18 protein-coding genes are annotated in these 22,355 nt (G+C 69.1%); 12 read left to right on the top strand and 6 right to left on the bottom strand.

The window, feature by feature from the left end:
• Nucleotides 1-103 precede the first annotated feature (103 nt).
• Together istA and istB are read left to right on the top strand one after the other, a co-directional pair.
• A complete protein-coding gene (istA, locus tag A6A29_RS28525) occupies nt 104-1,384 on the top strand; it encodes an IS21 family transposase (RefSeq protein ID WP_073724221.1) in 1,281 nt (426 codons plus the stop codon).
• Nucleotides 1,384-2,202: an IS21-like element helper ATPase IstB gene (istB, locus tag A6A29_RS28520; protein WP_073724219.1), complete on the top strand. Its 819-nt coding sequence runs from the start codon at nt 1,384-1,386 to the stop codon at nt 2,200-2,202. The genes istA and istB overlap by 1 nt, the downstream gene beginning before the upstream one ends.
• 308 nt (nt 2,203-2,510) lie before the next feature.
• Here istB and A6A29_RS28515 read toward each other — a convergent pair whose 3' ends face one another.
• Nucleotides 2,511-3,956 (bottom strand): FG-GAP and VCBS repeat-containing protein, encoded by a 1,446-nt coding sequence (locus tag A6A29_RS28515; protein ID WP_073724217.1) that lies wholly within the window; start codon nt 3,954-3,956, stop codon nt 2,511-2,513.
• A 470-nt stretch (nt 3,957-4,426) separates the two neighbouring features.
• Here A6A29_RS28515 and A6A29_RS28510 point away from each other — a divergent pair, with 470 nt between their 5' ends.
• The 3 genes from A6A29_RS28510 to A6A29_RS28500 all read left to right on the top strand — a co-directional run bounded on the left by A6A29_RS28510 (nt 4,427) and on the right by A6A29_RS28500 (nt 6,241).
• Entirely contained in the window at nt 4,427-5,167 is a 741-nt protein-coding gene (locus A6A29_RS28510; RefSeq protein WP_143197097.1) for a hypothetical protein, read from the top strand.
• Nucleotides 5,168-5,224: 57 nt separating this feature from the next.
• Nucleotides 5,225-5,461, top strand: coding sequence for a hypothetical protein (locus A6A29_RS28505; RefSeq protein ID WP_073724213.1), 237 nt, complete (start codon nt 5,225-5,227; stop codon nt 5,459-5,461).
• Nucleotides 5,462-5,719: 258 nt separating this feature from the next.
• On the top strand, nt 5,720-6,241 hold the full coding sequence (locus tag A6A29_RS28500; protein WP_073724242.1) for a hypothetical protein: 522 nt from the start codon (nt 5,720-5,722) through the stop codon (nt 6,239-6,241).
• Between the two features lie 634 nt (nt 6,242-6,875).
• Here the strand turns inward: A6A29_RS28500 and A6A29_RS28495 are convergent.
• A complete protein-coding gene (locus A6A29_RS28495) occupies nt 6,876-9,641 on the bottom strand; it encodes an ATP/GTP-binding protein (protein WP_385732150.1) in 2,766 nt (921 codons plus the stop codon).
• 1,618 nt (nt 9,642-11,259) lie between these two features.
• On the opposite strand from A6A29_RS28495, the gene A6A29_RS28480 reads away from it, so the two are divergent.
• Together A6A29_RS28480 and A6A29_RS47080 are read left to right on the top strand one after the other, a co-directional pair.
• Entirely contained in the window at nt 11,260-11,580 is a 321-nt protein-coding gene (locus A6A29_RS28480; RefSeq protein ID WP_073724205.1) for a hypothetical protein, read from the top strand.
• A gap of 245 nt (nt 11,581-11,825) precedes the next feature.
• The gene (locus A6A29_RS47080) at nt 11,826-12,164 is read left to right on the top strand and encodes a DUF6247 family protein (protein WP_241838701.1); all 339 of its coding nucleotides are present in this window, start codon (nt 11,826-11,828) and stop codon (nt 12,162-12,164) included.
• Between the two features lie 358 nt (nt 12,165-12,522).
• On the opposite strand, the gene A6A29_RS28470 is transcribed toward A6A29_RS47080, so the two are convergent.
• Nucleotides 12,523-13,974 carry an amidase gene (locus tag A6A29_RS28470; RefSeq protein WP_073724203.1) on the bottom strand — a complete coding sequence of 484 codons (1,452 nt, stop codon included), beginning with the start codon at nt 13,972-13,974 and terminating at the stop codon, nt 12,523-12,525.
• A 1,522-nt stretch (nt 13,975-15,496) separates the two neighbouring features.
• Here A6A29_RS28470 and A6A29_RS28460 point away from each other — a divergent pair.
• Both A6A29_RS28460 and A6A29_RS28450 read left to right on the top strand, forming a co-directional pair.
• Entirely contained in the window at nt 15,497-15,925 is a 429-nt protein-coding gene (locus A6A29_RS28460; RefSeq protein WP_073724199.1) for a DUF5959 family protein, read from the top strand.
• Nucleotides 15,926-16,696: 771 nt separating this feature from the next.
• Entirely contained in the window at nt 16,697-16,912 is a 216-nt protein-coding gene (locus A6A29_RS28450) for a DUF6243 family protein (protein WP_073724176.1), read from the top strand.
• A gap of 932 nt (nt 16,913-17,844) precedes the next feature.
• On the opposite strand, the gene A6A29_RS45020 is transcribed toward A6A29_RS28450, so the two are convergent.
• The 3 genes from A6A29_RS45020 to A6A29_RS45980 all read right to left on the bottom strand — a co-directional run bounded on the left by A6A29_RS45020 (nt 17,845) and on the right by A6A29_RS45980 (nt 19,352).
• Entirely contained in the window at nt 17,845-18,030 is a 186-nt protein-coding gene (locus A6A29_RS45020) for a hypothetical protein (RefSeq protein WP_143197096.1), read from the bottom strand.
• Between the two features lie 144 nt (nt 18,031-18,174).
• Entirely contained in the window at nt 18,175-18,423 is a 249-nt protein-coding gene (locus tag A6A29_RS45985; RefSeq protein ID WP_198953338.1) for a hypothetical protein, read from the bottom strand.
• Entirely contained in the window at nt 18,423-19,352 is a 930-nt protein-coding gene (locus A6A29_RS45980) for a hypothetical protein (RefSeq protein WP_198953336.1), read from the bottom strand. The genes A6A29_RS45985 and A6A29_RS45980 overlap by 1 nt, the downstream gene beginning before the upstream one ends.
• A gap of 149 nt (nt 19,353-19,501) precedes the next feature.
• On the opposite strand from A6A29_RS45980, the gene A6A29_RS28440 reads away from it, so the two are divergent.
• Genes A6A29_RS28440 through A6A29_RS28430 form a run of 3 tightly spaced genes read left to right on the top strand, consistent with a single transcriptional unit; the run spans nt 19,502 to nt 22,165 of the window.
• Complete coding sequence (locus tag A6A29_RS28440) at nt 19,502-20,434, top strand: helix-turn-helix transcriptional regulator (protein WP_079183067.1); 933 nt, start codon at nt 19,502-19,504, stop codon at nt 20,432-20,434.
• On the top strand, nt 20,424-21,542 hold the full coding sequence (locus A6A29_RS28435; protein ID WP_241838700.1) for a saccharopine dehydrogenase: 1,119 nt from the start codon (nt 20,424-20,426) through the stop codon (nt 21,540-21,542). Before A6A29_RS28440 ends, A6A29_RS28435 begins: the two co-directional genes overlap by 11 nt.
• Nucleotides 21,539-22,165, top strand: coding sequence for a TetR/AcrR family transcriptional regulator (locus A6A29_RS28430; protein ID WP_073724174.1), 627 nt, complete (start codon nt 21,539-21,541; stop codon nt 22,163-22,165). The genes A6A29_RS28435 and A6A29_RS28430 overlap by 4 nt, the downstream gene beginning before the upstream one ends.
• Nucleotides 22,166-22,355 lie beyond the last annotated feature (190 nt).

The raw sequence follows: 22,355 nt of genomic DNA, 5'->3' as shown, positions 1-22,355 counted from the left end.
TGTCGGCGACGGGTGAATCGTGACCCTCTGACAGCGGATCAAAACTGACCCACCTCGTGGTCTTCCGACCAACCTGATCTTGATCGAAGGTCAGGAGAAGAGGGTGATTTCCGTGGAGGACTGGGCAGAGATCCGCAGGCTGCACCGGGCCGAGCAGATGCCGATCAGGGCGATCGCCCGGCATCTGGGCATCTCGAAGAACACCGTGAAGCGGGCGCTGGCCACCGACCGGCCACCGGTGTACTCCCGGCCGGTCAGGGGCTCGGCGGTCGACGCGGTCGAGCCGCAGATCCGGGAATTGCTGAAGCAGACTCCGACCATGCCGACGACCGTGATCGCCGAGCGGATCGGCTGGGAGAAGGGCATGACGGTCCTCAAGGACCGGGTCCGCGAGTTGCGTCCGGCCTATCTGCCCGTGGATCCGGTCTCGCGCACGACGTATCAGCCCGGCGAGCTGGCCCAGTGCGATCTATGGTTCCCGCCGGTCGACATCCCGCTGGGCTACGGGCAGAGCGGACGCCCGCCGGTCCTCGTGATGGTCTCGGGCTACTCGCGGATCATTGCCGCGCGGATGCTGCCCACCCGCACCACCGGCGACCTGATCGACGGACACTGGAAGCTGCTGACCTGCTGGAACGCGGTCCCACGGATGCTGGTCTGGGACAACGAGGCCGGCATCGGCCGCGGCAAGGTGACCACCGACTTCGCCGCGTTCGCGGGCCTTCTCGCCACCCGAATCTATCTCTGCCGGCCTCGTGATCCAGAGGCGAAAGGGCTGGTGGAGAGGGCCAACGGCTATCTGGAAACGTCATTCCTGCCCGGCCGCACCTTCACCGGACCGGACGACTTCAACACCCAGCTGACCGTCTGGCTGAACATCGCCAACCGGCGTCAGCACCGCGCCCTGGGCGCCCGCCCGATCGACCGGTGGGAAGCCGACCGGTCCCAGATGCTCGCCCTGCCGCCCGTCGACCCGCCTCGCTGGTGGCGCTTCGCGACCCGTATCAGCCGCGACCACTACATTCGCGTCGATACTTGCGACTACTCCGTGCACCCCCTGGCCATCGGCAAGAAAGTCCAGGTCCGCACCGACACCGACGAGGTCATCGTCACCCTCAGCCCCGGCGGAGCCGAAGTCGCCCGCCACCCGCGCTGCTGGGCCAAACAGCAGACGATCACCGACCCCGTCCATGCCCGCGCCGCAGCCCTCCTTCGGGGCGACTACCGCCACCACCAAGCCTCCCGGGCCCTGGCCGCCCGCCAGGCAGGCGCCGCCACCGCAGCTGACCTCGTCGAGGTCGAACAACGACAACTCGACTCCTACGACCGCATGTTCACTCTCATCGAGGGCGGCGGCGGACACGACGAGCCGGAGGCATCCTGATGCCACCCACCGCCACCGAGGCCAGCCCCGGCAAGCCCCAAACCGGCCGCCAGACCGCCTCCGACCTATCCTTCCTGACCCGGGCGATGAAGGCACCGGCGCTACTGGACGCAGCCGAGCGGCTGGCCGAGCGCGCGTTGAAAGAGACCTGGACACACACCGAGTTCCTGGTCGCCTGCCTCCAGCGGGAAGTCTCCGCCCGCGAGTCCCACGGAGGCGAGGCCCGCATCCGGTCCGCCCGCTTCCCCGCAATGAAAACGATCGAGGAACTCGACGTCACCCATCTGCGCGGCATAACTCGCCAACAGCTCGCGCATCTGGGCACGTTGGACTTCATCGCCGCGAAGGAGAACACCGTCTTCCTGGGACCGCCGGGAACCGGGAAGACACACCTGGCGATCGGACTAGCGGTCCGTGCCTGCCAGGCCGGCCACCGCGTCGCGTTCGCCACCGCCGCCGAATGGGTCGACCGTCTGGCCGCCGCCCATCACGCCGGACACCTCCAGGCCGAGCTCACCAAGCTCAGCCGCTATCCGCTGATCGTGATCGACGAGGTCGGCTACATCCCCTTCGAAGCCGAGGCCGCGAACCTGTTCTTCCAGCTGATATCGAACAGATACGAACGAGCGAGCGTGATCGTCACGAGCAACAAACCCTTCGGACGCTGGGGAGAAGTCTTCGGCGACGAGACCGTGGCAGCCGCCATGATCGACCGCCTCGTCCACCATGCCGAGGTCCACTCCCTCAAAGGCGATTCCTACCGCATGCGCGGGCGCCAGCTCGGACGCATCCCCACCGCCGCACACGACACCGACTGAACACCAGCAACCAGACCCAGTGGGTCAAAGTTCGACCGCCCAAACTGGGTCAGGATTCAGCCGCCGCCGACACGGGGTTCCGAGTGGCGGACATACGCTTGCCGCCCGTTGGTGCATTGCCGAGCTGCCCGGACGGGTGGACGTGGGACGGGCCCCCTATGGGGGCCCGGCTGACGCTTCAATGCGCCGAAGCGCCACGTCCCAAGCACGACGAAGCTGATCGATGGGGATCTGTACGGGGTCGCTGACCATGGCGCCAGCTTTACTCGGTCACGTCGTCAGCGACCCATCGGACAGACCCTGGGCGGCTATCCGGCGAGGACGTCGCCGAAGTACGACAGACCGGAGGGCCCGCCGACCGAGGCGGCGCCGAAGGTCGTCGAACCGGTGGCGGTGATACTGCTCGTACCGGACTTGAAGAGCCAGAGCGAACCCGCGCCCTTGTTCTCGGCGTAGGCGCCAACCACCAGCTCCGCGCGGCCGTCCTTGTTGCTGTCCGTGAGTTCGACGGAGGAGCCGAACTGGTCCTGGGTCTCGCCGGCGCCGGGCACGCCCGCCGTGTCCTGCGTGAAGCTCTTGGAACCGGTGCCGGTCAGCCCCTTGGCGGAGCCGCGCAGCACGGTGACCGTGCCCGTGGCCCGATTGCTCCCCGTGCCCTCGCCCGGCGCGCCGATCGCGATGTCCGCGTAGCCGTCGCGGTTGGTGTCACCCGCGGCCAGGCTCCAGCCGAAGCGGTCACCCTTCTTGGCGGTGCCGGGAATTTTGGTGGTGGCCTGGGTAATACGGACCGGCTTGCGGGTGGACAGCCCGGCGGCGCTGCCGTACGTCACGGTGATCGCACCTCCGGGACCACCGTTCGGTTCTCTGGCGGACTTTTCCGTGAAGTTGCCGGTGACGATGTCGCCGTAACCGTCCTTGTCGACGTCGGAGATGACGGCCTCGTAGCCCCCGGCGACCTTGCTGGACGACTTGAGGCCGGTCTTGCCCCCCTTGTAGAGGACGCTGCGGGTCCGGTACCCGTCGCCGCTCTCCTCCTGGCCCATGACCAGGAGGTCGGTCGCGCCGTCGCCGTTGACGTTCCCCGCGACGATCTGGTCGGCGTTGATGCCGGTCTGGCTGTAGGTGTCGATACCGACGAGACCCGCCGCTTTGCCCGTCCGGGAGACGGGTCCCCTGAATATGTTCAGCTCGGGTGCGGCGATGTTGACGGCGGCCAGGTCGGTGCGTCCGTCCCCGTCGAAGTCACCGGACGCGAGGCTCCAGCCCAGTTCGTTCCGGTACTTGGGCAGCGGCGCCGAAATGTCGACGGCGGACTTCAGCCCGCTCGCGCCGCCCCAGACAACGGTGAGGACGCCGAAGGAGTCGGTTTTGCCGATCCGCTCGCCGTGCACGCCGACGACCAGGTCGGTGTACCCGTCACCGTCGAGGTCACCGGTGGTGAGGCGGTCGCCGAAGTAGTCACCCGTCTCCGGCGTTCCCGGAATACCGCTGGTGGCCTGGCTGATGAGGGTGCGCTTGGACTTGTTGAGCCCGTTCTTGGTGCCGTAGACGACGGCCACGTACCCGGCCTTCGACTTTCCGCTGATCTTCCCGAGGGGCGCGGCGATCGCGAGATCGCGGTAACCGTCGCCGTTGAAGTCGCCCTGCATCCCGGACGGTGCTGCGACGGCACTTCCCCCGGTGGCGAGCAGCAGCCCGCTGACGAGGGCGGCCGAGGCGGTGGTCGCGAGGATGGTGCGAAGGTTCTGCTGCATGCGTGTCTTTTTCTCCTACGGCACGCCGGACGCCGTGACGGCTGTCCGAGTCGGTATTCCGAGCCGGTGACATACGGGGGCCGGATCCTGCCAAGCCTCCGACCCCGCACACACGCTTCGCCCGGTGCAGGTGTGACCACTGAAGTGCCCTGGGGGTTGTACGGGTCCCACGCCGTTGTCCAATCGCCTGGCCAGCGGGTTGTCGCCGATCCACTCGCCCACTCGTCCCGGAGCGGCACGCCGAACCCTTCCGCTCCGGTGGGCGCGCGGAAGGTCACGTCAGTGGGTCCCGGCCACACCCGGTGCAAGAGCCGGTCGATCGCCTGCGGATGATCCCGTCGCCCACCGCATCGGCCGTTGCCCACCGGCAGGAACGATCGCAGCCGCTCCCACTCGGCATCGGGTCGGTTCACCCGGCCTCATGGAACAGCCGTCCGGGCGAACAAGACCCAGGGCCTACGCTCCCGGGCATGACCAAGTTCTTCGCCACTGTGTGCTTGCCGCCGACAGCGCCTCGGAAGGTTCCACAGGCGATTGCTGACGCCATGGCGCCCTACGATGCCAATCTCACCGAGGAGTGGAATCCGGCCGGCCACTGGGACTGGTGGGCCATCCGTTCCAGCGTGGGCAATGCCTGTCTCGTGTTGCCTCCGCATGACGGAGACCGCAGGCTTATCACGGCTTCAACCGTCCCGCGCAGGAAGGCCAAGCTGGAAACCCTCGGTCCGCTGGAATGCTACGGCGGCCCGCGGGGTCTGCTCGACTTCGACGGTATGCGGAAACGAGCGGCGCGCACGCATGACGCCCTGCTCGCCGCGTGGACCGAGCTGACCGTAGTACACCCGCCGGCCCGCCCGCTCGCCGACTTCCTCGCTCGCCACGAGGCCGATCCGGGAAGGTACTCCCCGGCAGACGCCAGGAAGGAGCATCTGGCTCAGCCGCTGGTTCAGGCCGTCGCCCAGCGGGCCGTCGCGGGAGACCCGCACTTCGACACGTCGTTCCTGCTCAACGACCCGGTCGCATACTTCGCGCAGGAGCACGAGGAAGCCAGGCTGTGGTCGGTCCGGTGCGCCGTGCCCGGCTTCGCCCTGGTCACCCTTGATGGCGCGTGGATGGACGCGGACACGGACGGCCACTGGGAACACGCCAACCGCTATCTCGACGGCCTCGATGCCGAGGCCGTCGTCCTCGACCTGCTCTGTCACTCCTGAGTCGTCAGACCGGGCCGACCCGTACAGGTCAGCCAGACGGCTGCGCGACGGATGCCCATGATCGACAGGACAGAGGAATACATCTGGGCGTCGCCCACGATCCACGGCGCCGTCACCGCCGTCACCGCCGTCACCGCCGGCACCGATCTGTCTCGCACGCGAGGCAGCGTTACCGGACTGGCTCCCGCGGTCGCGCTCGACTACGGCCTGTCCCGACGGGCCCTGATCGCCGTACGGACACCATCACGGACTTGGATCACCCGCCGACTTGCCGCGCTCGCCCACAGCGCCTGAAGGCCCTTGGTGATTCCACCGTGCGTGCCGTGGTCCGCCAGGCCGTCCGCGCCGTTGGTACCATCCCGCCCGCACCATCCGAGAAACTCCGTGGCGGGGATCGCCGTACCAATCCGAGTCGGCGTAAGCATGCTCGAATCCGTCCACGACCAGCTGCCGTTCGTCCCAGATCTCACCCACGCGTGCAGGCTACCGGCGAGCAGCCGCAGTTCTGATATGAAGATCACGATCTACTACTGGAGTACGAGGTTGGCTCGCATGAGCGTGCAAGGGCGGACCTATCGATACGTCGGACCGGTCGACCTGAAGGCTGGGGTCCGGCCTGACAACGGCGGCTGCCGGATCGGCACAGCAGCTGACTTCGGCAGCTGGGTCGCTGAGCGATCGGCAGCGGAGCTGGTCGAACCGTTCACCTTTGTGGTCGGCACGGATGGTGTACTTCGGCTGGCGCCGCGACGAAGTGAACACGTGGCCTGTGCCGGCGGGGAAACCGTCCTGAGCGCTGGGGAGATCAGCTTCACCCGCGAGGCAGGCCGATGGGCAGTGAGCGACGTCAGCAACCTCTCAACCGGGTACTGCCCGGACGCCATCTCCTGGTCAGCAGTCGCTCGTGCTTTGGATGATATCGAGCTCGGGCGTCCGCCCGGCTTTACCCACGAAGTGGTGTTCCGTCGCTGTCCTGGCTGCAAGGAGCACAACATCGTGCGCGAGGACGACTTCGTCTGCGTCTTCTGCGGCAGCGATTTGCCCGAGGCTTGGAACGTGGATCCCGCCGCATGACGACCATGGGTCATAGCCACTCGTCGATGGCGGCGATGAGGACGGTTGCACCGGCCTGGGGACGGAGTCCAGCGGCAGGAGGAACTATGCGCAAAGCGGGCGCCTTTCCGGGCGTAGCGGTTCTCCCATCGAAGGGTTTCGTGTGTGTGCCATCTCTGTAGGAGTCCTGGTTCTTATTTTTGGCATCTGCCTCTTGGGAAACTTCTGGAGCCTCGCAAGTCGAATATTCGCCTCCATCTCGGACTTCATGAACCCGGGGGCGGCAACAGTCAATACCTTTCGAGTGATCGGCGCAGGCGCAATTCTTATCGGGTTCTTCTGGATTGCTACCGCTCTTACTGAAATCCTCTAAAGGATTCCGGCGGTTCGCGTAGGCCGGTAAAGGACCTGAGGTGTCCCGCAGATGCCGTCCCGACGGAGCGATCTTCGCGACCACCGCTCCCTCCCGGCAGTCGGGACGAGGAGGCGGCCCGCGACGTGTACTTCAACGCTTGACACACACCTCTCGGCCCGCCGTTCTCATTCCGACGCGAGCGGCGGCGGCCGTTCGCGTCGGGCCGGTGTCGGAGGGCTGTTTCCCGGTGCACCAGCACCCTGACGATCCGTGCCTTGTCCCTGGTGCCCGGCGCGTCGGTCAGTGCTGTGTGAGGAGGGTGCGGCGGGCTTCGACCAGGGCGCGCCACCGGTTGCGGGTGGTGTGTTCGCCCTCCAGCCATTGGGCGGGGGAGGGGTGGGTGAGGGGGAGGCCGGCCATGAAGTGGGCGATGTCGGTGTAGTAGGCGTAGTAGTCGGGCCGGGTCAGTTCCCGCAGCCGGCGGATGCTGGCGGCCGTCTGGTTATGGTCGTCGCGCACGGCGTGGTGGAAGGCGAGGGCCAGTTCGAGTTTCGCCTGGGCGAAGGCGAGCCCGGACGTGCTGATCTCCGCCGCGAGTACCTGTGCCCGGTCTTCGACACCGGCGGTGCCGGCGTCGCGCAGGAGGGTGGCGATGCGGACGTCGAGGGTGGCGGCGCGGAGGTCTACGCGGGCCAGGAGGTGTTCGGCGAGTTCGATCTCGTCGTGGGCGGTCTGCGGGTCGGTGAAGGCGAGGGTGAAGGCGCGCATGGCCTGGGACATGGCGGCCTCGCCCGTTTTCCCGTGGTGCTCGCCCTCCAAGCGTGCGGCGAGGAATGCCTGGGCGCCCTGGTGCAGGGTGCCCTGGACCCATCGGATGTCGCCGGTGACGCGGTGGTGGCGTCCTTCCCAGCCGAGGTGTTCGGCGGCGTGGAGGGCGGTGGAGAAGTCGCCGGCGAGGCGCGCCAGGTGGGCCAGGCCGCGGCGGGCGTTGGGTGCGAGACGCCCGTTGCCTTCGGCGACGAGGCGCATGCCGTGGCGGGAGGCTTCGGTGTCTCCGAGGTCGCGGTGGGCCTTGGCCCGGTAGTAGAGGGCCATCTCGTGGAGCTCGGCGGGCAGCAGCCGGGTGTCGGCGACGGCGGTGAGCCGGGCGGCGGTCTGTTCGCGGTGCTGATGCTGGCGGCGGGCGAGGGTGTTGAGGAGCTCGACCAGGGCGTCGGCTGCTGTGGCCGGCCCAGCGGAGCGGCCGTCGGCCGGGGCGGTCCGGGTGGGTGGGGTGAGGGGTTCCCATACGGAATCGCTGACGTAGGCCCAGGCGGCGTCGGTGAGCCAGCCGAGTTCAAGGTGGAAGTCGGAGGCGATGGCCAGGCCCTGGCGCAGGCAGCCGACCAGCAGCATCCGGTCCCGTCCCGTTCCGGCCGCCCACTGCTCGCCCAGCGCGGCGTGCGCGCGTTGGGCGGCCTGTGCCCAGTCGGTGGGTGACCAGCGGTCGTCGGTGAGGTCGTCCGCGGTGCGGATGGTGGTACGGATCAGGGCGTGGAGGTGGAAGGGCCACAGCCCGAAGACATCCTGCTGGATGAAGGGGCGCTCCAGCAGGCGCAGGGCGGGGGCTTCGTGGGTGGCGCCCGCGGTCCGGGTGGCGAGGCGCAGGTCGAAGGCGTCGAGGAGGGCGACGGAGCGCAGGACGTGGCGTTCGTCGGGGGTGAGGTCGGACAGGGTGCGGGCGATCAGGGCGGGGAAGCCGATGTCGAAGTCCGCGGGCTGAGGGGTGCGGCCGGTGCGGTGGATGTCCAGGACGCGCATCACGGCGAGGTCGAGGTGGAGGGGCAGGCCGTGGGAGCGTTCGGCGATCATGTTGCGGAGGTGTTCGCCGATGAGGGGCTGTCCGTCGCGGGTGAGGCGGCGGGCGAGGTAGTCCTGCCGGTCCTCGGGGCTGAAGTCGCCGATCAGCATCTGGTGCACCGTCGCGCCGGGGCCGGGGCCAGTGGTGCGGGGGCGGGGTTGGGGTTGGGGGATGCCGTGGGCGGTGAGTGCGGGCCAGGCGTCCGGGCCGGTCCAGTCGAGCTGACCGTGCAGGCCCGGGTCGGCCCATTGCAGCCGGCTGCGGCCGGTGATGACGAAGAACGCGTTCGGCATGAGCCAGACCATGCGCTGGACAAGGCGCTCGAAGTCGCGGTGGGTCCGGTCGCCGATCTCCTCGAAGGTGTCCAGCAGGACCACCGGGACGACAGCCTTCGCGGGAGGAAGCTGGGCGATCTCCCAGGAGAGCAGGTGCGGGTAGTAGGAGAGGGCATCCAGGTCCGGTTCGGCGTCCAGGAGATCGGCCAGCCGCGCACATCCGGCGAGCGCGTTCACGGACTGTCGACGCTCGCGCAGGGCCCTCACCAGTGACCCGGCGACCTGGCCCGCGACCGACCCGATCGTGCCCGGCAGCAGCAGCGCCTGGGCGACATCGGCGAGCGCGGACTGCATCTGCTGCGGCATCGCCCGACCGAACCGGGCGGCGAGCCCGCCACGGCGCACGTACTCCTCCAGGCTCTCGCCGGGATGCTGGTGCTCCCAGTACCGGCGCAGGGCGATGTCGAAGGCGGGCAGCGGGTGGCCGAGCTCGGCGAGCGCGAGCCGCAGGGCGAGGACCACCCGCTCGAAATCGGTGTTCGCGGAGCGGGCGAGGTCGATCCGCACCGGCAGGACGGAGGGCCGGTCGGGCCAGGCGGGGGCGCTCCACTGGGCGGGCCGGGATTCGGCACCGGTAAGGGCGGCCTCCAGCTTGCGCGACAGCGTCGACTTCCCGATACCGCCGACCCCGTGGAAGACCAGCACATTGCGCCGGGGAGCCTCCAGGTCCTCGACATCGAACCCGGGACCGGTGACGTGGTGGAGGTGCTCGGCGAGCGCGGCCGCGACCGCCTGCCACTGGGACTCCCGGTTGGTGAAGACGTCCTCGGAACTCAGCTGCCGGTCGTTCGATCCGAACAGTGCCCGCAGATCCCGTGCCACAACATCAACCCCCGAAAGATGATCACCTGACCTCAACCTATGCCCGGCCAAGGCCCCTTGGTGAGGCATCCCCCAACCACCCGGAACGGCCCCTCCACGTCGGCGGCCGCGGGCCGAGTGGCGCCTTGCCCTGCGGGGAGCAGCCCTTCGACAAGGCCGCTCTGTCCCGAGAACAAGGTGGTTACGGTGCCCAGCCCCAGCCCCAGCCCCAGCCCCAGCCCCGCCGGCCCCGAACGCACTCCTCCCGACCCGCCACCCGCCCCGCAGGGCGGTCCGCCGGACATTGGTCAGGAGGGTGCCCAGGAGGTGGTGGACCGGTCATCCCCTGGTGCAGTGCACGCCTCCAGGCCGAGAAGCGGGCCGCCGTGCCCGACGCGGAATGCGTGGAGCAGCTCAAGGCCGCCCTGCAGATGTGCGTGGCCGGCCAGTGAGCGCTGGAGGACGCCGACGACGAGGAGGTAGCCCGCATCGCGGCTGCCTACGAAGCACGGTTCAGAGAACTCACCCAGTCGCAGACGCATCGAAACCGGCGTCCGGTCCCCGTTGGCTTTGTTCACGAGTAGTGCCGTCGGTTCGCGTGCGGGAAGCACCACTTGGACGACGCTGTCTGCGGGGTCGACCGGGGATTCGCACGCCGGTTGCCGCTGCGGCAGAGGCACCCGCTCATGTCTTGCTCCGGCACCGTACGTACGCGGGCCCTCGGCTGTCATACATCGCGGCGACCGAGGGCCGTGCCCGAATCACGGCCCGGCGGTGGGCGGTGCCGGGGGAACCATAGTGTCCAGGTCATTGTTGGGGGACTGCAACTCGTGGAAGCGCCCACTGCTCGGGGACGGCGTGATGCGCCGCTCTTCCGCCGAGCCGTGGGACCCCCGCCAAAACACGGCCAGGAGGACGGTGGCACACACAACGCCGATGACCAGCGGGACCGGTGGGCGCTGCCGTGATCTGATCAGGCGCAGGCAGAACCAGCCGGCGCATGCCACCGCGAAGATGATGATCAATGGGGAGAGCTGACCACGCTTGTATGTGATCAACACTGCGTCGGATGGGCGGTCAACAGCAGGAGCGCCGCATAGACCGCGCCGAGCGCCACGATGATCCCGCATGCCCCTTACAGCAGGCGTAGCGCGAGGCAATTGCTGTGCATGTCGCTCCTCCCCTCACGGCCCACCGCATATGGCCGGTCAACCGGCCCTGGTCGAAGTAGCTTGGTCGGTCCCCAACAGGTCCGCCAGTCAGAAGGCCGGCGGGACGCTCGGCTCGACCTCTGCCTTCTCGACCACTCTTCCGTCCTGGTCCGTTTCTGGTGAGCGCTCCCCCCTGACATTGAACGATGGTGCAGACGGAGGTGCAGTCGGGCGAGCTTGCCTCTTGTTTTCACTCCGAGCGCAGCTTTCCGGCCCTGGGAACCGCCTCTCAGCCTGTCCTGCGGTCAGGTCCGCCGGGCTGCCGGAAGGTTCGCGGGCCTGCCGGCGGGGGCGAGGTGCAGTAGTTGCAGGCCGGGCGGCTCCAGGTGCCGCAGGGGCGGCGTTCGTTGCGGTAGACGGCGCTACCGTCCCGCCGCATCACCGTACGGACGCGTCCGGCTGATCACCCAGCACCTCCGATTCTTGCTTGTGCAACCCATTTCGATGCCCAGGCGTCCGGACTCTTGACGGACATTGTCGATTATCTGGGAGGGCACGTGGCGAAGAAGGACCGGACTACGGACGCGGCGAGGGAGAAGGACCGCGAAAAGTGGATGGCTCGCTTCCAGGTACGGCTGGCCATGCAGCCGGGCGTGGACCGGGCAGTGGTGCTCCAGGCGGTCAAGGAAGTCACGACACACTGCGCGGATACGGGAGAGCACCCGCGGACTGCTTTCGGCGACCCGGATGCCTATGCCGTGCAGGCTGCCGCGCGGCTGGTACCGGCGGACCGGGCGGCGCGCGCGAGGCGGCACGACGCCGCAGTGGACGGGCTCGGTTCTGTGCTGAAGAGGGCCCGGGACGTCACCGGTCTGTGACCGGCTGAAGCGATGCCCGCCACGGCTCGGCGCACGGGGTTCTGACCCAGCTTCCCTCCGTCCGGGGCTCGTTGGGCGTCTCTGCTTGCGCGTTGCCGGTGACGGACGGCGTGCCGTCCCGGTGACCACCATCGAGCTGCGCCTGGTCGAAGCCGCAGGTCAGCCGAGGCCGCAGGTGACACCTACGGTGCTTCGGCTAACCGACCACAATCCACCACCATGGGAAGGGAACACCGGATGTCCGGGTGCCGGCCTTCGACCGGCAGTGGAAGGCTGCGCTGGAGGAGTCCCGCCGGGCGTTCTCCCTGGCCGAGCTGTACGAGGTCGTTCAGGACGGGCAGGGCCGCCTCGCCCACGCCCCGGCCATCGGACGCGTTCGTCGCCTCCGGCTACGACGACAGCGAGTCCATCGACATGGCGGAGCTGCGGGGAAGGCGCCGGTGAGCGGACAGCCTTACGCGGTCCGCTTCTCCGCTCCGGCCGCGAAGGTGGTCCTCGACACCCTGCCCCAGCACGTCGAAGGCACTGTGTGGGGTCCTGGCGTGACGGGCGCTCACCTGCCGGTGCTCAGTCGACGCCGCTGAGATGGATACGGCTGGTGCGGTCGTCGACCCGGACCACCGCGACCTTCAGCCAGTTGAGGTTGTCCTCACATGGCGCGCACACCTGACCCTCGCGGACCCTCGCCAGCGGATCGGGCTCCGGCAGCCCCAGGTGCGAGAACGGGGTCGATGGGTTCGTCTTGCGGGCGAGTGGCTGTTCCCGCAGGCTGAGCGGTTCCTCGCTTCAGCTGCGCGACGAACTTGTCCACCTCGCCCGCAGGGAGGACGAATGCCATGATCAGGCCGTTGTCCTGCAGCCCCTCATGGCATTCGCGGTGCATTCGGAGGATCCCGTCATGATCCGCGCCTCGCCCTCGACGGACACCCCGGGTAGTACGCCCTACTTCGGTGCCTGAAAGCCGCCGATCTTCCGCTCAAGCAGTTCGGCCAGCCTCAGCGGGGTGCGGTCCTCGAACATCGGGCCGATGAGCTGCACTCCCACCGGCAGACCCTCGGGCGACCGGCCCGCTGGTACAGCGGTGGCGGGCAGACCCGGCATAGTGGCCAGACCGGCCCAGACGAGCTGGTCGAAGTACGGGTACTCGACGCCGTCGATGTCGATCCGACGCTTCATCACGTCGGGGTTGTGGTCGTGCGGGAACGCGGGAGTGGGCGTGATGGGACACACCACGGCGTCGAACGCGGCGAAGACCTGCCGCCAGCCATGGCGATGGAGCTCGCGAAGCCTGTTCGCCTCGATCCAGTCGCGGTGGCTGAACACCATGCCGCGCAGCCGCGCCGCATCGAGACTCCGGTCGTCTGCGCTCAGCCCGGCGGCGCGGGCCTGCAACTGCTCGTACGCTTCGACGGGAAAACGTGCAACGGAGCCCGAAAACAGGAACTGCGTATAGACCACCGCGGCTTCGGCCAGATCGGGCAGCAGCGGACTGTCCCGCTCGACGCGGGCACCGCCGTCGGCAAGCGCGTCGGCCACCCGGCCGACGCCCGCCCGCACGGCGGACCCGGTCGGAATGAGCGGATGCTCGTCAAGGACCAGCACCCGGAAGTCGCTGAGCCGTTCGTGGCGCGCGGGCGGCAGCGTCAGGTGGTGCGCCACACCGAGCGTCAGCGGGTCCGGTCCGGCCATGACGTCGAGCAGGAGCGTGAGGTCGCGAGCGGTGCGCGCCATCGGACCGACGACGGCGAGGTCGTGCTCGACCGGCAGGGCTGGACCGGGCGGCGGGACCATGCCGCGGATCGCCGCCAGCCCGAGTGTCGGCTTGTGCGCGTAAATGCCGCAGAAATGCGCGGGGGTGCGCAACGAACCGGCGAGGTCGGAGCCGATGGACAGCGCGCCGAATCCGGACGCCAGGGCCGCCGCCGAGCCGCCGGAGGACCCGCCCGACGTACGACGGTGGTCCCACGGGTTGTTGGTGGTGCCGTAGAGCTCGTTGAAGGTCTGCACGTCCTGCAGCCCCACGGGCACATTGGTCTTGCCGAGCACCACCGCGCCCGCGGCCTTGAGCCGCGACACCTGCACCGCATCCTCGGCCGGCACGAAGTTCCGGTGCGGCGGCATACCCCAGGTCGTGGGCAGTCCCGCAATGTCGTACGACTCCTTGACCGTCACCGGAATGCCCAGCAGGGGCCGGTCCTCACCGCGGGCACGCGCCCGGTCGGCACCGCGCGCGGCGGCCCGTGCACGGTCGAAGTCCGGCACACAGATCGCGTTGATCCCCTCGTCGTCCCGTTCAATACGGGCGATCGCCTCGTCGGTCAGTTCCGCCGAGGTCACTTCACCGGCACGCAAGGCAGCCGAGAGTTGGTCGGCCGTCGCAAAATTCCACTCCATGAATCCGACCGTATGGGCCTGTGGGAGAGGGCACGAAATGTCGCTTCGCACAACGGGGTGGATGTCTGCATACTCATCTGCCTGGCGGTCCTCGAACCGATGGTCGTGGTGCTGCTGGGACTCGTTCGGTCCGCTGGTCCGCTGGTCCGCTGGTCCGCTGATGCACTGATGCACTGATGGACGGCGAAGGCGAGTTCTCGGACTGCGGCTGCCAGGCCCAACGCCTGGACCGGACGGCGTGGCCGACGGTGGGTCAGGTGCGGGCTGCTTCCTTCTTGCTGCCGTCTTTCTGGCCGAACAGGCCAGCCGGTGTCGACGTGCTGGGGGGATCGTCTTGCCGGACGCGGCGGAGCCGCCGTTCAAAGGGCGCTGGCCCCGAGGCCACGTACGCCCTGAAGCACGAGTCGCTCGGACGGAGCCGAACGACCTGGTGGGCTACGAGGTGAACCGGGCTGGCCTTGGCCACGAGAAGTCCGGGTTCTGGCTCAACTTCTGTGATGCCGAATCGACTCTAGGTCCATCGGCTCAGCGAACATCAGGAACCGGCAGGTCAGCGCGCCGGCCCGACGCGGGCACGAGCGCGCTGTGTATGGCTCCACGTATGGCTCCACAGAAATGGCACCACAGAAGTTGAGTCATAGCCCGTTCTCGTGGGCAGAGCGCCGCAGCACTGCCGTTGGATCAGTCCTGCTGCTCCAACTCATCGGCGAACGCACGGAGGGCATCAGCCAGCTCCTTCTTCGTGGGCAATTTGTCCACCTTTCTTTCCAGGCCATCGATACGTTCCGCCAGGTCGTCCAAGCTCGCCGGTGCCGTGGGACCTGTCGTGGGCCCGTTCGTAGGGGCCGGAGTCTCGGACGGGCCCCCGTCCGAACCCCCCGAACCTCCAGTGCCCGAACCGTCGGAGCTGCCAACGTCGGTGCCGCCCGATCCGCTGACAGAACCGCTGTCCGCGCCGCCCGTATCGGTACCGCCGGTATCCGCGCCACCCGAGACACCACCGCTTCCGGGGGCGGATGTCTCGACGGGCACGGGCGTCGGGCCGGCCGGTCCACCGTCCTGGTCGGCCACGGCAATCGCCCCGCCCACACCCAGCACCACGGCGGCAGCCGCACCGACCAGCGCCACTGCCACGCGTCGAGCCTGTATCTTCCGCATTTGTGTCATGCGACGGACATTAACCACAGATCACAGCGGACGGATTCCTTCCGCCCATTCCGCGCAACAGGGGCCTCATCCCGCAACGCGGCGGTCCCCAGACCCCACTCGGCCCGCCCTGCAGTGCGCGAGCGGGCAGTCCGGCGCCGAGGCAGAAGCGCACGGCTCGGCGTTCCTGAAACGCGTTTGCCACGGGCGTCCTGACAGCGAAGTCGTCGGCCCACGGCTTCGGCCTGCTCTCGACCCGAACACGATGCCGCCGGCCCGGACGACCGAGCTGGGTGGGGGCGACTGCGAAATGGGGTGGCGGATGCACTCCTGACAGAGCGATGATCTCTCGGCACTCGCCGATGAAGGGGCAGTTATGGGTGACGTCGCTCCGAGGGAGCTGATCGCGCTCGCCGATGACGAGGGGAACAGCGTTACCGTCAATGTTCTGGGGCGTGATCCTAGGTGGAGTGCCGGGCTCGACGCCGAGATAGTGGTCAGGACGCCGTTCGTGTCAGGCCGTATCCACTTGGTGCTGTCCGCCTCGAAACTGGATAGCTGGGCGGACGCGCTGAACAGGCTCGACGCCGGCGAGGACGTCGTCTGGATGGAATGGGACAGGGGGCCGTCCATTTCCCTCCAGCTCACCGGCGAGCGTGACTGTCCGGAAGTGGTGGTAGAGGATGAATCGGGCTCCATGGTCACCGTACGGGTGCCGCTCGTCCCGCCGGATGACTGGATTGCGGATCACCGGCAACGCCTGAAGCAGGTGATGAATCACTGGGTGCCGATGCTGTCGGCGTAGGGAGAAAAAAAGCCGCCGCCGTCAGATGGGCCTTGTACCTGCTTGCGTGGTTCCGGGTGCCACGGAATCCCGTACCTTCCTCAGCTTCGGCCGACGGTTGGCAGTAGTCGGCGAACTCGTCTCCGGCATCTCCGGACAGAAGCGGCCGGCTGGTCTTCGATCGTCGACCGATGGCGGGCCGACGGCCCCTCGTGCCCTCCTGCCCGATCCACGATCCTGGCGGCGCAGCAGACCGGAGCGACGGTGCCGTGATGCACTCAAGCCGGCTATGCGAGTTCAAGGGGGTAATCGGCTGCTTTGGCTTGTCGTTTTTCACCCCGTCAGGAGCTGGCGTAGTCGCCCCGGCCGAATGCGGCAGCGTACGCCCACCGGAGGCACCGGAGGGCGTCCCCGCTGCCAGTGCGAGGGCAAAGCGGGCGGTGGAAGCACCCGGAGGCGATCAAGGTCCAGCGAGGGCCTGAGGAACTGGCGATGACGAGGAGGGCAATGACCGTCACGAGCAGTCCAATGTGGGCACCGGGGCACCGCCCACGTCTGCGGTCAGTGCTTCGAACCTGGCGGCGGACCAGGACCTGGACGCCCGGCCGACGCCGGGGCGGCGAGAAGGTTGGTATGCGGGGCCTACGGAACCGGGTAACGTCGTTGTTATGTTCTTCCAGGCGCCGATTTACGAGTGAGAGTGTGATGGGCCCCTGCTGACGTCCTTCGACGTCGCCGTCCGTCCCCCACCGATGAATCCGTAGATCACTTCACACCATTCCGGGAGAACCCATGACCGTGAGCAAGAACATCAACAACCCCGTGGGCATGGGCGGCGGCCAGCGCAAGAGGCTGTCCCGCGCCGAGCGGCAGAACAACGGTCCGCACCGCAACCTCGACCGCCAGAGTGCGGCCGACCAGAAGGCTGAGCTGGTGCGCAAGATGCGCGAGAAGGCAGGCGTGGCCGGGGACGCAGGGCAGGCGGGCGACGACACCGCACAGAGCTGACGCACCGCCGCCGCAGGGCGGCACCGCACGGGGCAGGGTCCGGACCGCGACGCGCGGTCCGGACCCTGCTGTCGTATCGGGGCTCTGCTGCCGTAGCGGGCGCGGCCGGTCCCGCCCCACTCTCGGCCGGCCGGCCGCGTCTCAGCTGACCACCCGGGGCAGCCGCAGATTCGCCCAGCCCCGCCACCGCCACCAGCCCGAGCTGCACCAGCAGCTCAGCACGTTCCCCGTGCCCAGCCCGTGCGACATCGCGGCCAATGCTTGCCCCGCAATGTTGAGGCGGGGGAGCGGCCGAGGGAGCGGGGGCTCGCTGCCCGTCCTCGTGCCATGCCGCTGCCTCGGGAGTGTGGCCCGGCCCGTGCGCCGCCCGGATCTGTCTCGATGCGGAACCCGTACAGAACCCGAACGGGAAACCCTCGCCCGAGCCTCGGAGCTACCTGTACAGCGCGCTCCTTGTCATCAGTGACGCGGGAGCCGTACAGGAGCGTGTCCTGCAGGATGTGACCTTGCTCCCTCATCGCCTGGACGCTCTGGCTCTGCCCAACGGTCGGGTCGTCCTGCAGAGCCATGGTGCTGTGGGGAACGGAACGCGCGGATATACGGCTGCGACGGCCGCCCGCGACGCAGTTCTGTCATGGGGCGTGGGATTGAGTTCATGATGGCGGACCGGCGGAACAACCTGTGGAGCGCCTACTTCGACGAAGGGGTCTACCGTCGTGGTCGACGAGTCGGAAGTCACGATGCCCAATGGCGCCCCGCTCAAGCGGTACGCGCGACCTGTCGGACGGGGACGATGCCTCTACCTACGTGGTTCCTCGACCGGGCAGTGGTACGTGCTGGACATGTAGGCCCGGACCCAGTCAGGGCTGATGCGTTCTCATGCGGCGAGACCGAGCATGGCGGGGGCGTGCTCGGAGCGTGACCTGTAGAGATCAGCTGCGGCGGCGCTCGCTCTCGGTGGCCTGGACGGCGTGGGGGAAGAACAGGCCGGGTGGGACGGTTGCGAGCAAGGAGCCGATTCGGTAGCGGCGGCCGTGGACACGACGCGGATCGGGTACCTCGTCCAGTAGTTCGGGCCGACGCGCGAAGGTCGGCTGGAGGGCATGGGGTGTCGACATCCCCCGCGGTGGCGTGCGAGGGCGTCGACCAGGGAGGATGACAGGCCAACGCGACCCCTGTCCGTGATCCATGGCTTCGACAACCTTGATCATCAGGGGTCGCGTTTCACTGTTCCCCGTCGGGCCGTCCGGTCGCTGCTCGATCTATCGGGGTGAGCCGCTCGTTACGTCGCCCGAGTACGTGTCCGCCCTGGCTGCGTACGCCGCAGTGAACCGCTCGGCGGCCTCCCAGAGCTCGCCTTCGCGCTGCGGGTCGTAGGACTCCTGCGACGAGCGGTCCGCACGGCTGCGGTCGACGTAGGAGCCGGTCGGCGCCCGGGTCGTGCCGAGGACGACGTCGGCGAGGTAGCGGCCCGCGGCGCTGCGGCTGGTGGCGAACGGGGTGAGGGTCATCACCGGCATGATGCGGCGCATCGCGAACCGGGAGACGGGTCCCGCGTTGCGGGCGAGGCCGGTACCGGGGACGAACCCCGGGTTGAAGGCGACGACGTCGATCCCGGCCGGCAGCCGGCGCGCGTACTCGTGAACCAGGTAGATCCGGCCAGCTTGCTCGTCGAGTACGCGGTACGCCCGCCGGCCGCGGTGTCCGGCTTGGCGAAGGCGCCCGTGCGGACGAGGACGCCCGGGGGCTTCCAGGCCGGGCCGGGCACCATGCCCATGTTGTGCTTGAAGTCGCCGAAGTGGGTGTCACTGGCGGTGATCACGATCCGGGCGGGAGCGGTGAAGCGGTCCTGGAGCAGTCGGACGAACAGGTGGTTGGCGAGCACGTTGACGGCGAAGGTGGCCTCGAACCCGTCGGGTCCCTCGGTCAGCGCGTTCGTGTACTGCGTGCCGGCGTTGCCCACGAAGCCGCGCAGCGTCGGCAGGTCACCGTGGTCGAGCCGGTCGCGGATCTCGTCGGCAGCCGAGCGGACGTCGGCCAGCGCGCCGAGGTCCGCCGAGACGTGCGAGACCGTGTGCCCGCCGGAGCCGTGGTCCGCCGAGAGGTGCGAGACCGTGTGCCTGCCGGAGCCGTGGTCCGCCGAGAGGTGCGAGACCGTGTGCCTGCCGGAGCCGTGGTCCGCCGAGAGGTGCGAGACCGTGTGCCTGCCGGAGCCGTGGTCCGCCGAGAGGTGCGAGACCGTGTGCCTGCCGGAGCCGTGGTCCGCCGAGAGGTGCGAGACCGTGTGCCCGCCCGCGCCGAGCTCCGCAGCGAGCTGCGCGCCGGAGGAGCCACGGGCCACGACCAGGAGTTGCGCGTCCGGCGACCGGCGCAGGATGTGCTCCGCGGCGACACGGCCGATCCCGCGGCTCGCGCCCGTCATCACGATGGTGTGCTTCATGGAAGGCTCCTCAACTGTTCAACCGATGGCGCCCGGCGCGGGGCGCATCTCCACGTTCGCCGGTGGCGCCACCGCCAACCAGTGCCGTCCCCGTCACTAGGACCGGCAGTACCCAGGCTGATGCGGCGCCGCGCGGCGAGAATGAACCCATGGCTTCCTCCCGCTCCGAATTCGCGGCACTCCTGCGCGCCTGGCGCGACCGGCTGTCCCCGGCCGACGCCGGCTTCACGGCGACGGACGGCCGTCGTGCCCCGGGACTGCGCCGCGAGGAGCTCGCACAGCTGGCCGGGCTCTCCGTCGACTACGTCCTGCGCCTGGAACAGGGACGCGCGAAGAACCCCTCGGCCCAGGTCGTCGGCGCCCTCGCCCGGACCCTTCAGCTCTCCCGCGCCGAGCGCGACCAGCTGTACCGAAGCGCAGGGCTCCTTCCGCCCCAGGACGGGACGGTCAGCACCCACGTGCCCCCGGGCATCCAACGGCTCGCCGCGCGCCTGGGCGACGTACCGATCGGGGTGTTCACCGCGGACTGGACCCTGGTGTGGTGGAACACCATGTGGAGCGCCCTGCACGGTGACCCCGCCGTCCTCCCGGCCGCCGAACGGAACCTCGCCCGTGCACTCTTCGGCAACGGCGCCGCACATGCCTCGATGCTTTCCGTCCGATCCGAGCGCGGACAGGACGCCTTCTCGGAGTCGATCGTCGCCGACCTCAAGGACGCCGTGTCCCGCTATCCCAGGGATGTCCAACTCGATCGTCTCGTGCGGGAACTGCGAGAAGTATCCGATGCCTTCGCCCATCACTGGGCCACACAGAGGGCCGCGACCCAGCACACGACGGACCGCAAGACGATCCGGCATCCGGAGATCGGCGACATCCTGCTCGACTGCGACGTCCTCATCGTCCCCGGCGCAGACCTGCGCATGGTCACGTACACGGCAGCGACCGGAAGCAGCGAGGCCGAGCGGCACCCGGGGGCCGGGCATCGTACTCCGGCGACGCGTTCACCTGCTTTGGGGCCGGGCGGGGGCGAGCATGCCCGATTTTTAGGTCGAGTGACCTATAGTTGTATTCATGAACATTGATCAGCTGGTGCATGACCCCGAGGGCCCGATTCTGCTCGTCGGTGGATACGGGACGGTGGGCGCGGAACTGGCGAGGGCGGCGCGGGGGCGGTGGCCGCTGCTGTTCGCGGGGCGTTCGCCGGGGAAGGCCGCGGAGCTGTGCCGGGAGGTCTCCGCCGAGGCCCGCCGGTGGGACCTGTCCGCCCCCGAGCCGTTCCATGCCTCCGTTCGAGCCGTGGTGAGCCTGGTGAACGATCCGGACGACCGGGTGCTGCGGGCGGCCCTGGACGGCGGAATCCCGTATGTGGACGTGACGCGCTGGACGGTGAGGATGCAGCGCGCGGTAGCCCTGGTGTCGCTGGGCTCGCCCACGGCGCCGACGCTGCTCTCGTCCGGGTGGATGGGCGGGGTGGTTCCGCTGGTGACCGCCGCGCTCGCGGAGCGGCTGGGCGGCGTGGAGAGCGTCGACACCGCGATCCGCTACGACCTCGCCGACCGGGCGGGGGCGGACTCGGTGGAGTTCATGGACCGGCTCGGCGTCGACTTCGAGGTGCTCGAAGGGGGCCGGGGCAAGGTGGTGAGCCCGCTCACCAGCGCCCGTACGCTCGCCATCGGCCAGGACCGCACCAGGGTCGCCAGGATCGACACCCCCGAACAGTTCACCCTGCCCCTGACCCTGGGAGCCCGTACCGTCACCACCCGTATCGGCTTCAGCAGCAACTCCTCCACGTCCACCCTGATTGCCCTCGGCAGGACCGGATTCTTCCGGCACGCCCGGGGCGACTGCTGGCGGCCCGTGCGCCGCCGCCTCCTCTACTCGCCCGGCGAGGGCGGCACCGCGGCCGTCCGTATCGAGGTGCGCGGGCCGGGGGGCTCCCTGACCGCCACCGTGACCGACCCGCGAGGCCAGGCGCACATGACCGCCGTCGGCGGGCTCCTCGGCCTGCGGCGCGTACTCGGTGACGACGGCGCACCGGCGGCGCGGGCCGGGCTCGCCTTCCCCGAGTCGCATCCGCTGCCGGCCACGGTTCTGCCGGCCCTGGAAGCGGCGGGCGTCCTGGTCGACGTCGTGCCGTCTTCTTCGGCGTCTTCCTCGGCTTCCTCGGCTTCCTCCGCGGAGGCCGCGTGACCACCGCCAAAGGCGCCGCGCGCCGGGCCGCTCTCCTCGACGCCGCAGAGGCCACCCTCGTCGGCAGCGGGTACACGGCCCTCTCACTCCGCGCCGTCGCGGACACGGCGGGCATCCGACTCGGCCACCTCCAGCACTACTTCCCCTCCCGGGACAGCCTGGTCGCCGAACTCCTCGCCCGCATCCTCCAACGCTCCCTCGACCGGGTCACCGAGGTCGTCCCGGACGGCAGGCCGGACGAAGTGATCGGTCTGCTGCTCGCTCAGCAGTCCGACACCCAGCTGGTCCGCGTCTTCGTCGAACTGTGGGCCCTCGCGGCGCGTGACGAGGCCGTCGCCGTCGCGGTCCGCGCCTTCTACCGCCAGTACGCGGATCTGCTCGCCGACCGCATCCGCACCCTCGCACCCGGCGTCCCGCAGGAGGAACAGCACGCCCGCGCCGAGGTGTTCATCGCCCTGATCGAGGGCAGCACTCTGATGCGCTCCGGAGTGGCGGGCACCCCGTCCACCGCCACGGACGCACTGATCTCCCGTACCGCCCTCGGGATTCTCACCGGAGGTGGGTCCGCCTCCGAGCTCCCCGGCCCGGCGAGGCCCGCGGTCGGCCTCGAAGTACGCGACTGAACGTCGGCCATGCCCTGATCATGGCGCTGTCCGACCGCCGTCCCGAGGGCGATGTGGTCCGGTACCGGAGGTCTTCTCCGGCGCTGCGCTCACGCGGTCTGCACCCCGAGCGCACCATCGGCGGCGCTGGTACGAGCACGCGTGGGAGATCCGGGACGCCTACGGGTAGCGGGAGTTCGGGCCGTCCGCG

The sequence above is a fragment of the Streptomyces sp. TSRI0281 genome, assembly GCF_001905125.1.
In the GTDB taxonomy this organism is placed as follows: Bacteria; Actinomycetota; Actinomycetes; order Streptomycetales; family Streptomycetaceae; genus Streptomyces.
This window is presented reverse-complemented; position numbering and strand designations above follow the sequence as displayed.

What these genes read in the sequence shown, in the direction of transcription:
- istB (WP_073724219.1), top strand. Translation starts at nt 1,384, where the DNA reads ATGCCACCCACCGCCACCGAGGCCAGCCCCGGCAAGCCCCAAACCGGC.
- A6A29_RS28515 (WP_073724217.1), bottom strand. Translation starts at nt 3,956, where the DNA reads ATGCAGCAGAACCTTCGCACCATCCTCGCGACCACCGCCTCGGCCGCC.
- A6A29_RS28510 (WP_143197097.1), top strand. Translation starts at nt 4,427, where the DNA reads ATGACCAAGTTCTTCGCCACTGTGTGCTTGCCGCCGACAGCGCCTCGG.
- A6A29_RS28505 (WP_073724213.1), top strand. Translation starts at nt 5,225, where the DNA reads ATGATCGACAGGACAGAGGAATACATCTGGGCGTCGCCCACGATCCAC.
- A6A29_RS28500 (WP_073724242.1), top strand. Translation starts at nt 5,720, where the DNA reads ATGAGCGTGCAAGGGCGGACCTATCGATACGTCGGACCGGTCGACCTG.
- A6A29_RS28495 (WP_385732150.1), bottom strand. Translation starts at nt 9,641, where the DNA reads ATGCCTCACCAAGGGGCCTTGGCCGGGCATAGGTTGAGGTCAGGTGAT.
- A6A29_RS28470 (WP_073724203.1), bottom strand. Translation starts at nt 13,974, where the DNA reads ATGGAGTGGAATTTTGCGACGGCCGACCAACTCTCGGCTGCCTTGCGT.
- A6A29_RS28460 (WP_073724199.1), top strand. Translation starts at nt 15,497, where the DNA reads ATGGGTGACGTCGCTCCGAGGGAGCTGATCGCGCTCGCCGATGACGAG.
- A6A29_RS28450 (WP_073724176.1), top strand. Translation starts at nt 16,697, where the DNA reads ATGACCGTGAGCAAGAACATCAACAACCCCGTGGGCATGGGCGGCGGC.
- A6A29_RS45020 (WP_143197096.1), bottom strand. Translation starts at nt 18,030, where the DNA reads ATGTCGACACCCCATGCCCTCCAGCCGACCTTCGCGCGTCGGCCCGAA.
- A6A29_RS45985 (WP_198953338.1), bottom strand. Translation starts at nt 18,423, where the DNA reads ATGACCCTCACCCCGTTCGCCACCAGCCGCAGCGCCGCGGGCCGCTAC.
- A6A29_RS45980 (WP_198953336.1), bottom strand. Translation starts at nt 19,352, where the DNA reads ATGAAGCACACCATCGTGATGACGGGCGCGAGCCGCGGGATCGGCCGT.
- A6A29_RS28440 (WP_079183067.1), top strand. Translation starts at nt 19,502, where the DNA reads ATGGCTTCCTCCCGCTCCGAATTCGCGGCACTCCTGCGCGCCTGGCGC.
- A6A29_RS28435 (WP_241838700.1), top strand. Translation starts at nt 20,424, where the DNA reads ATGAACATTGATCAGCTGGTGCATGACCCCGAGGGCCCGATTCTGCTC.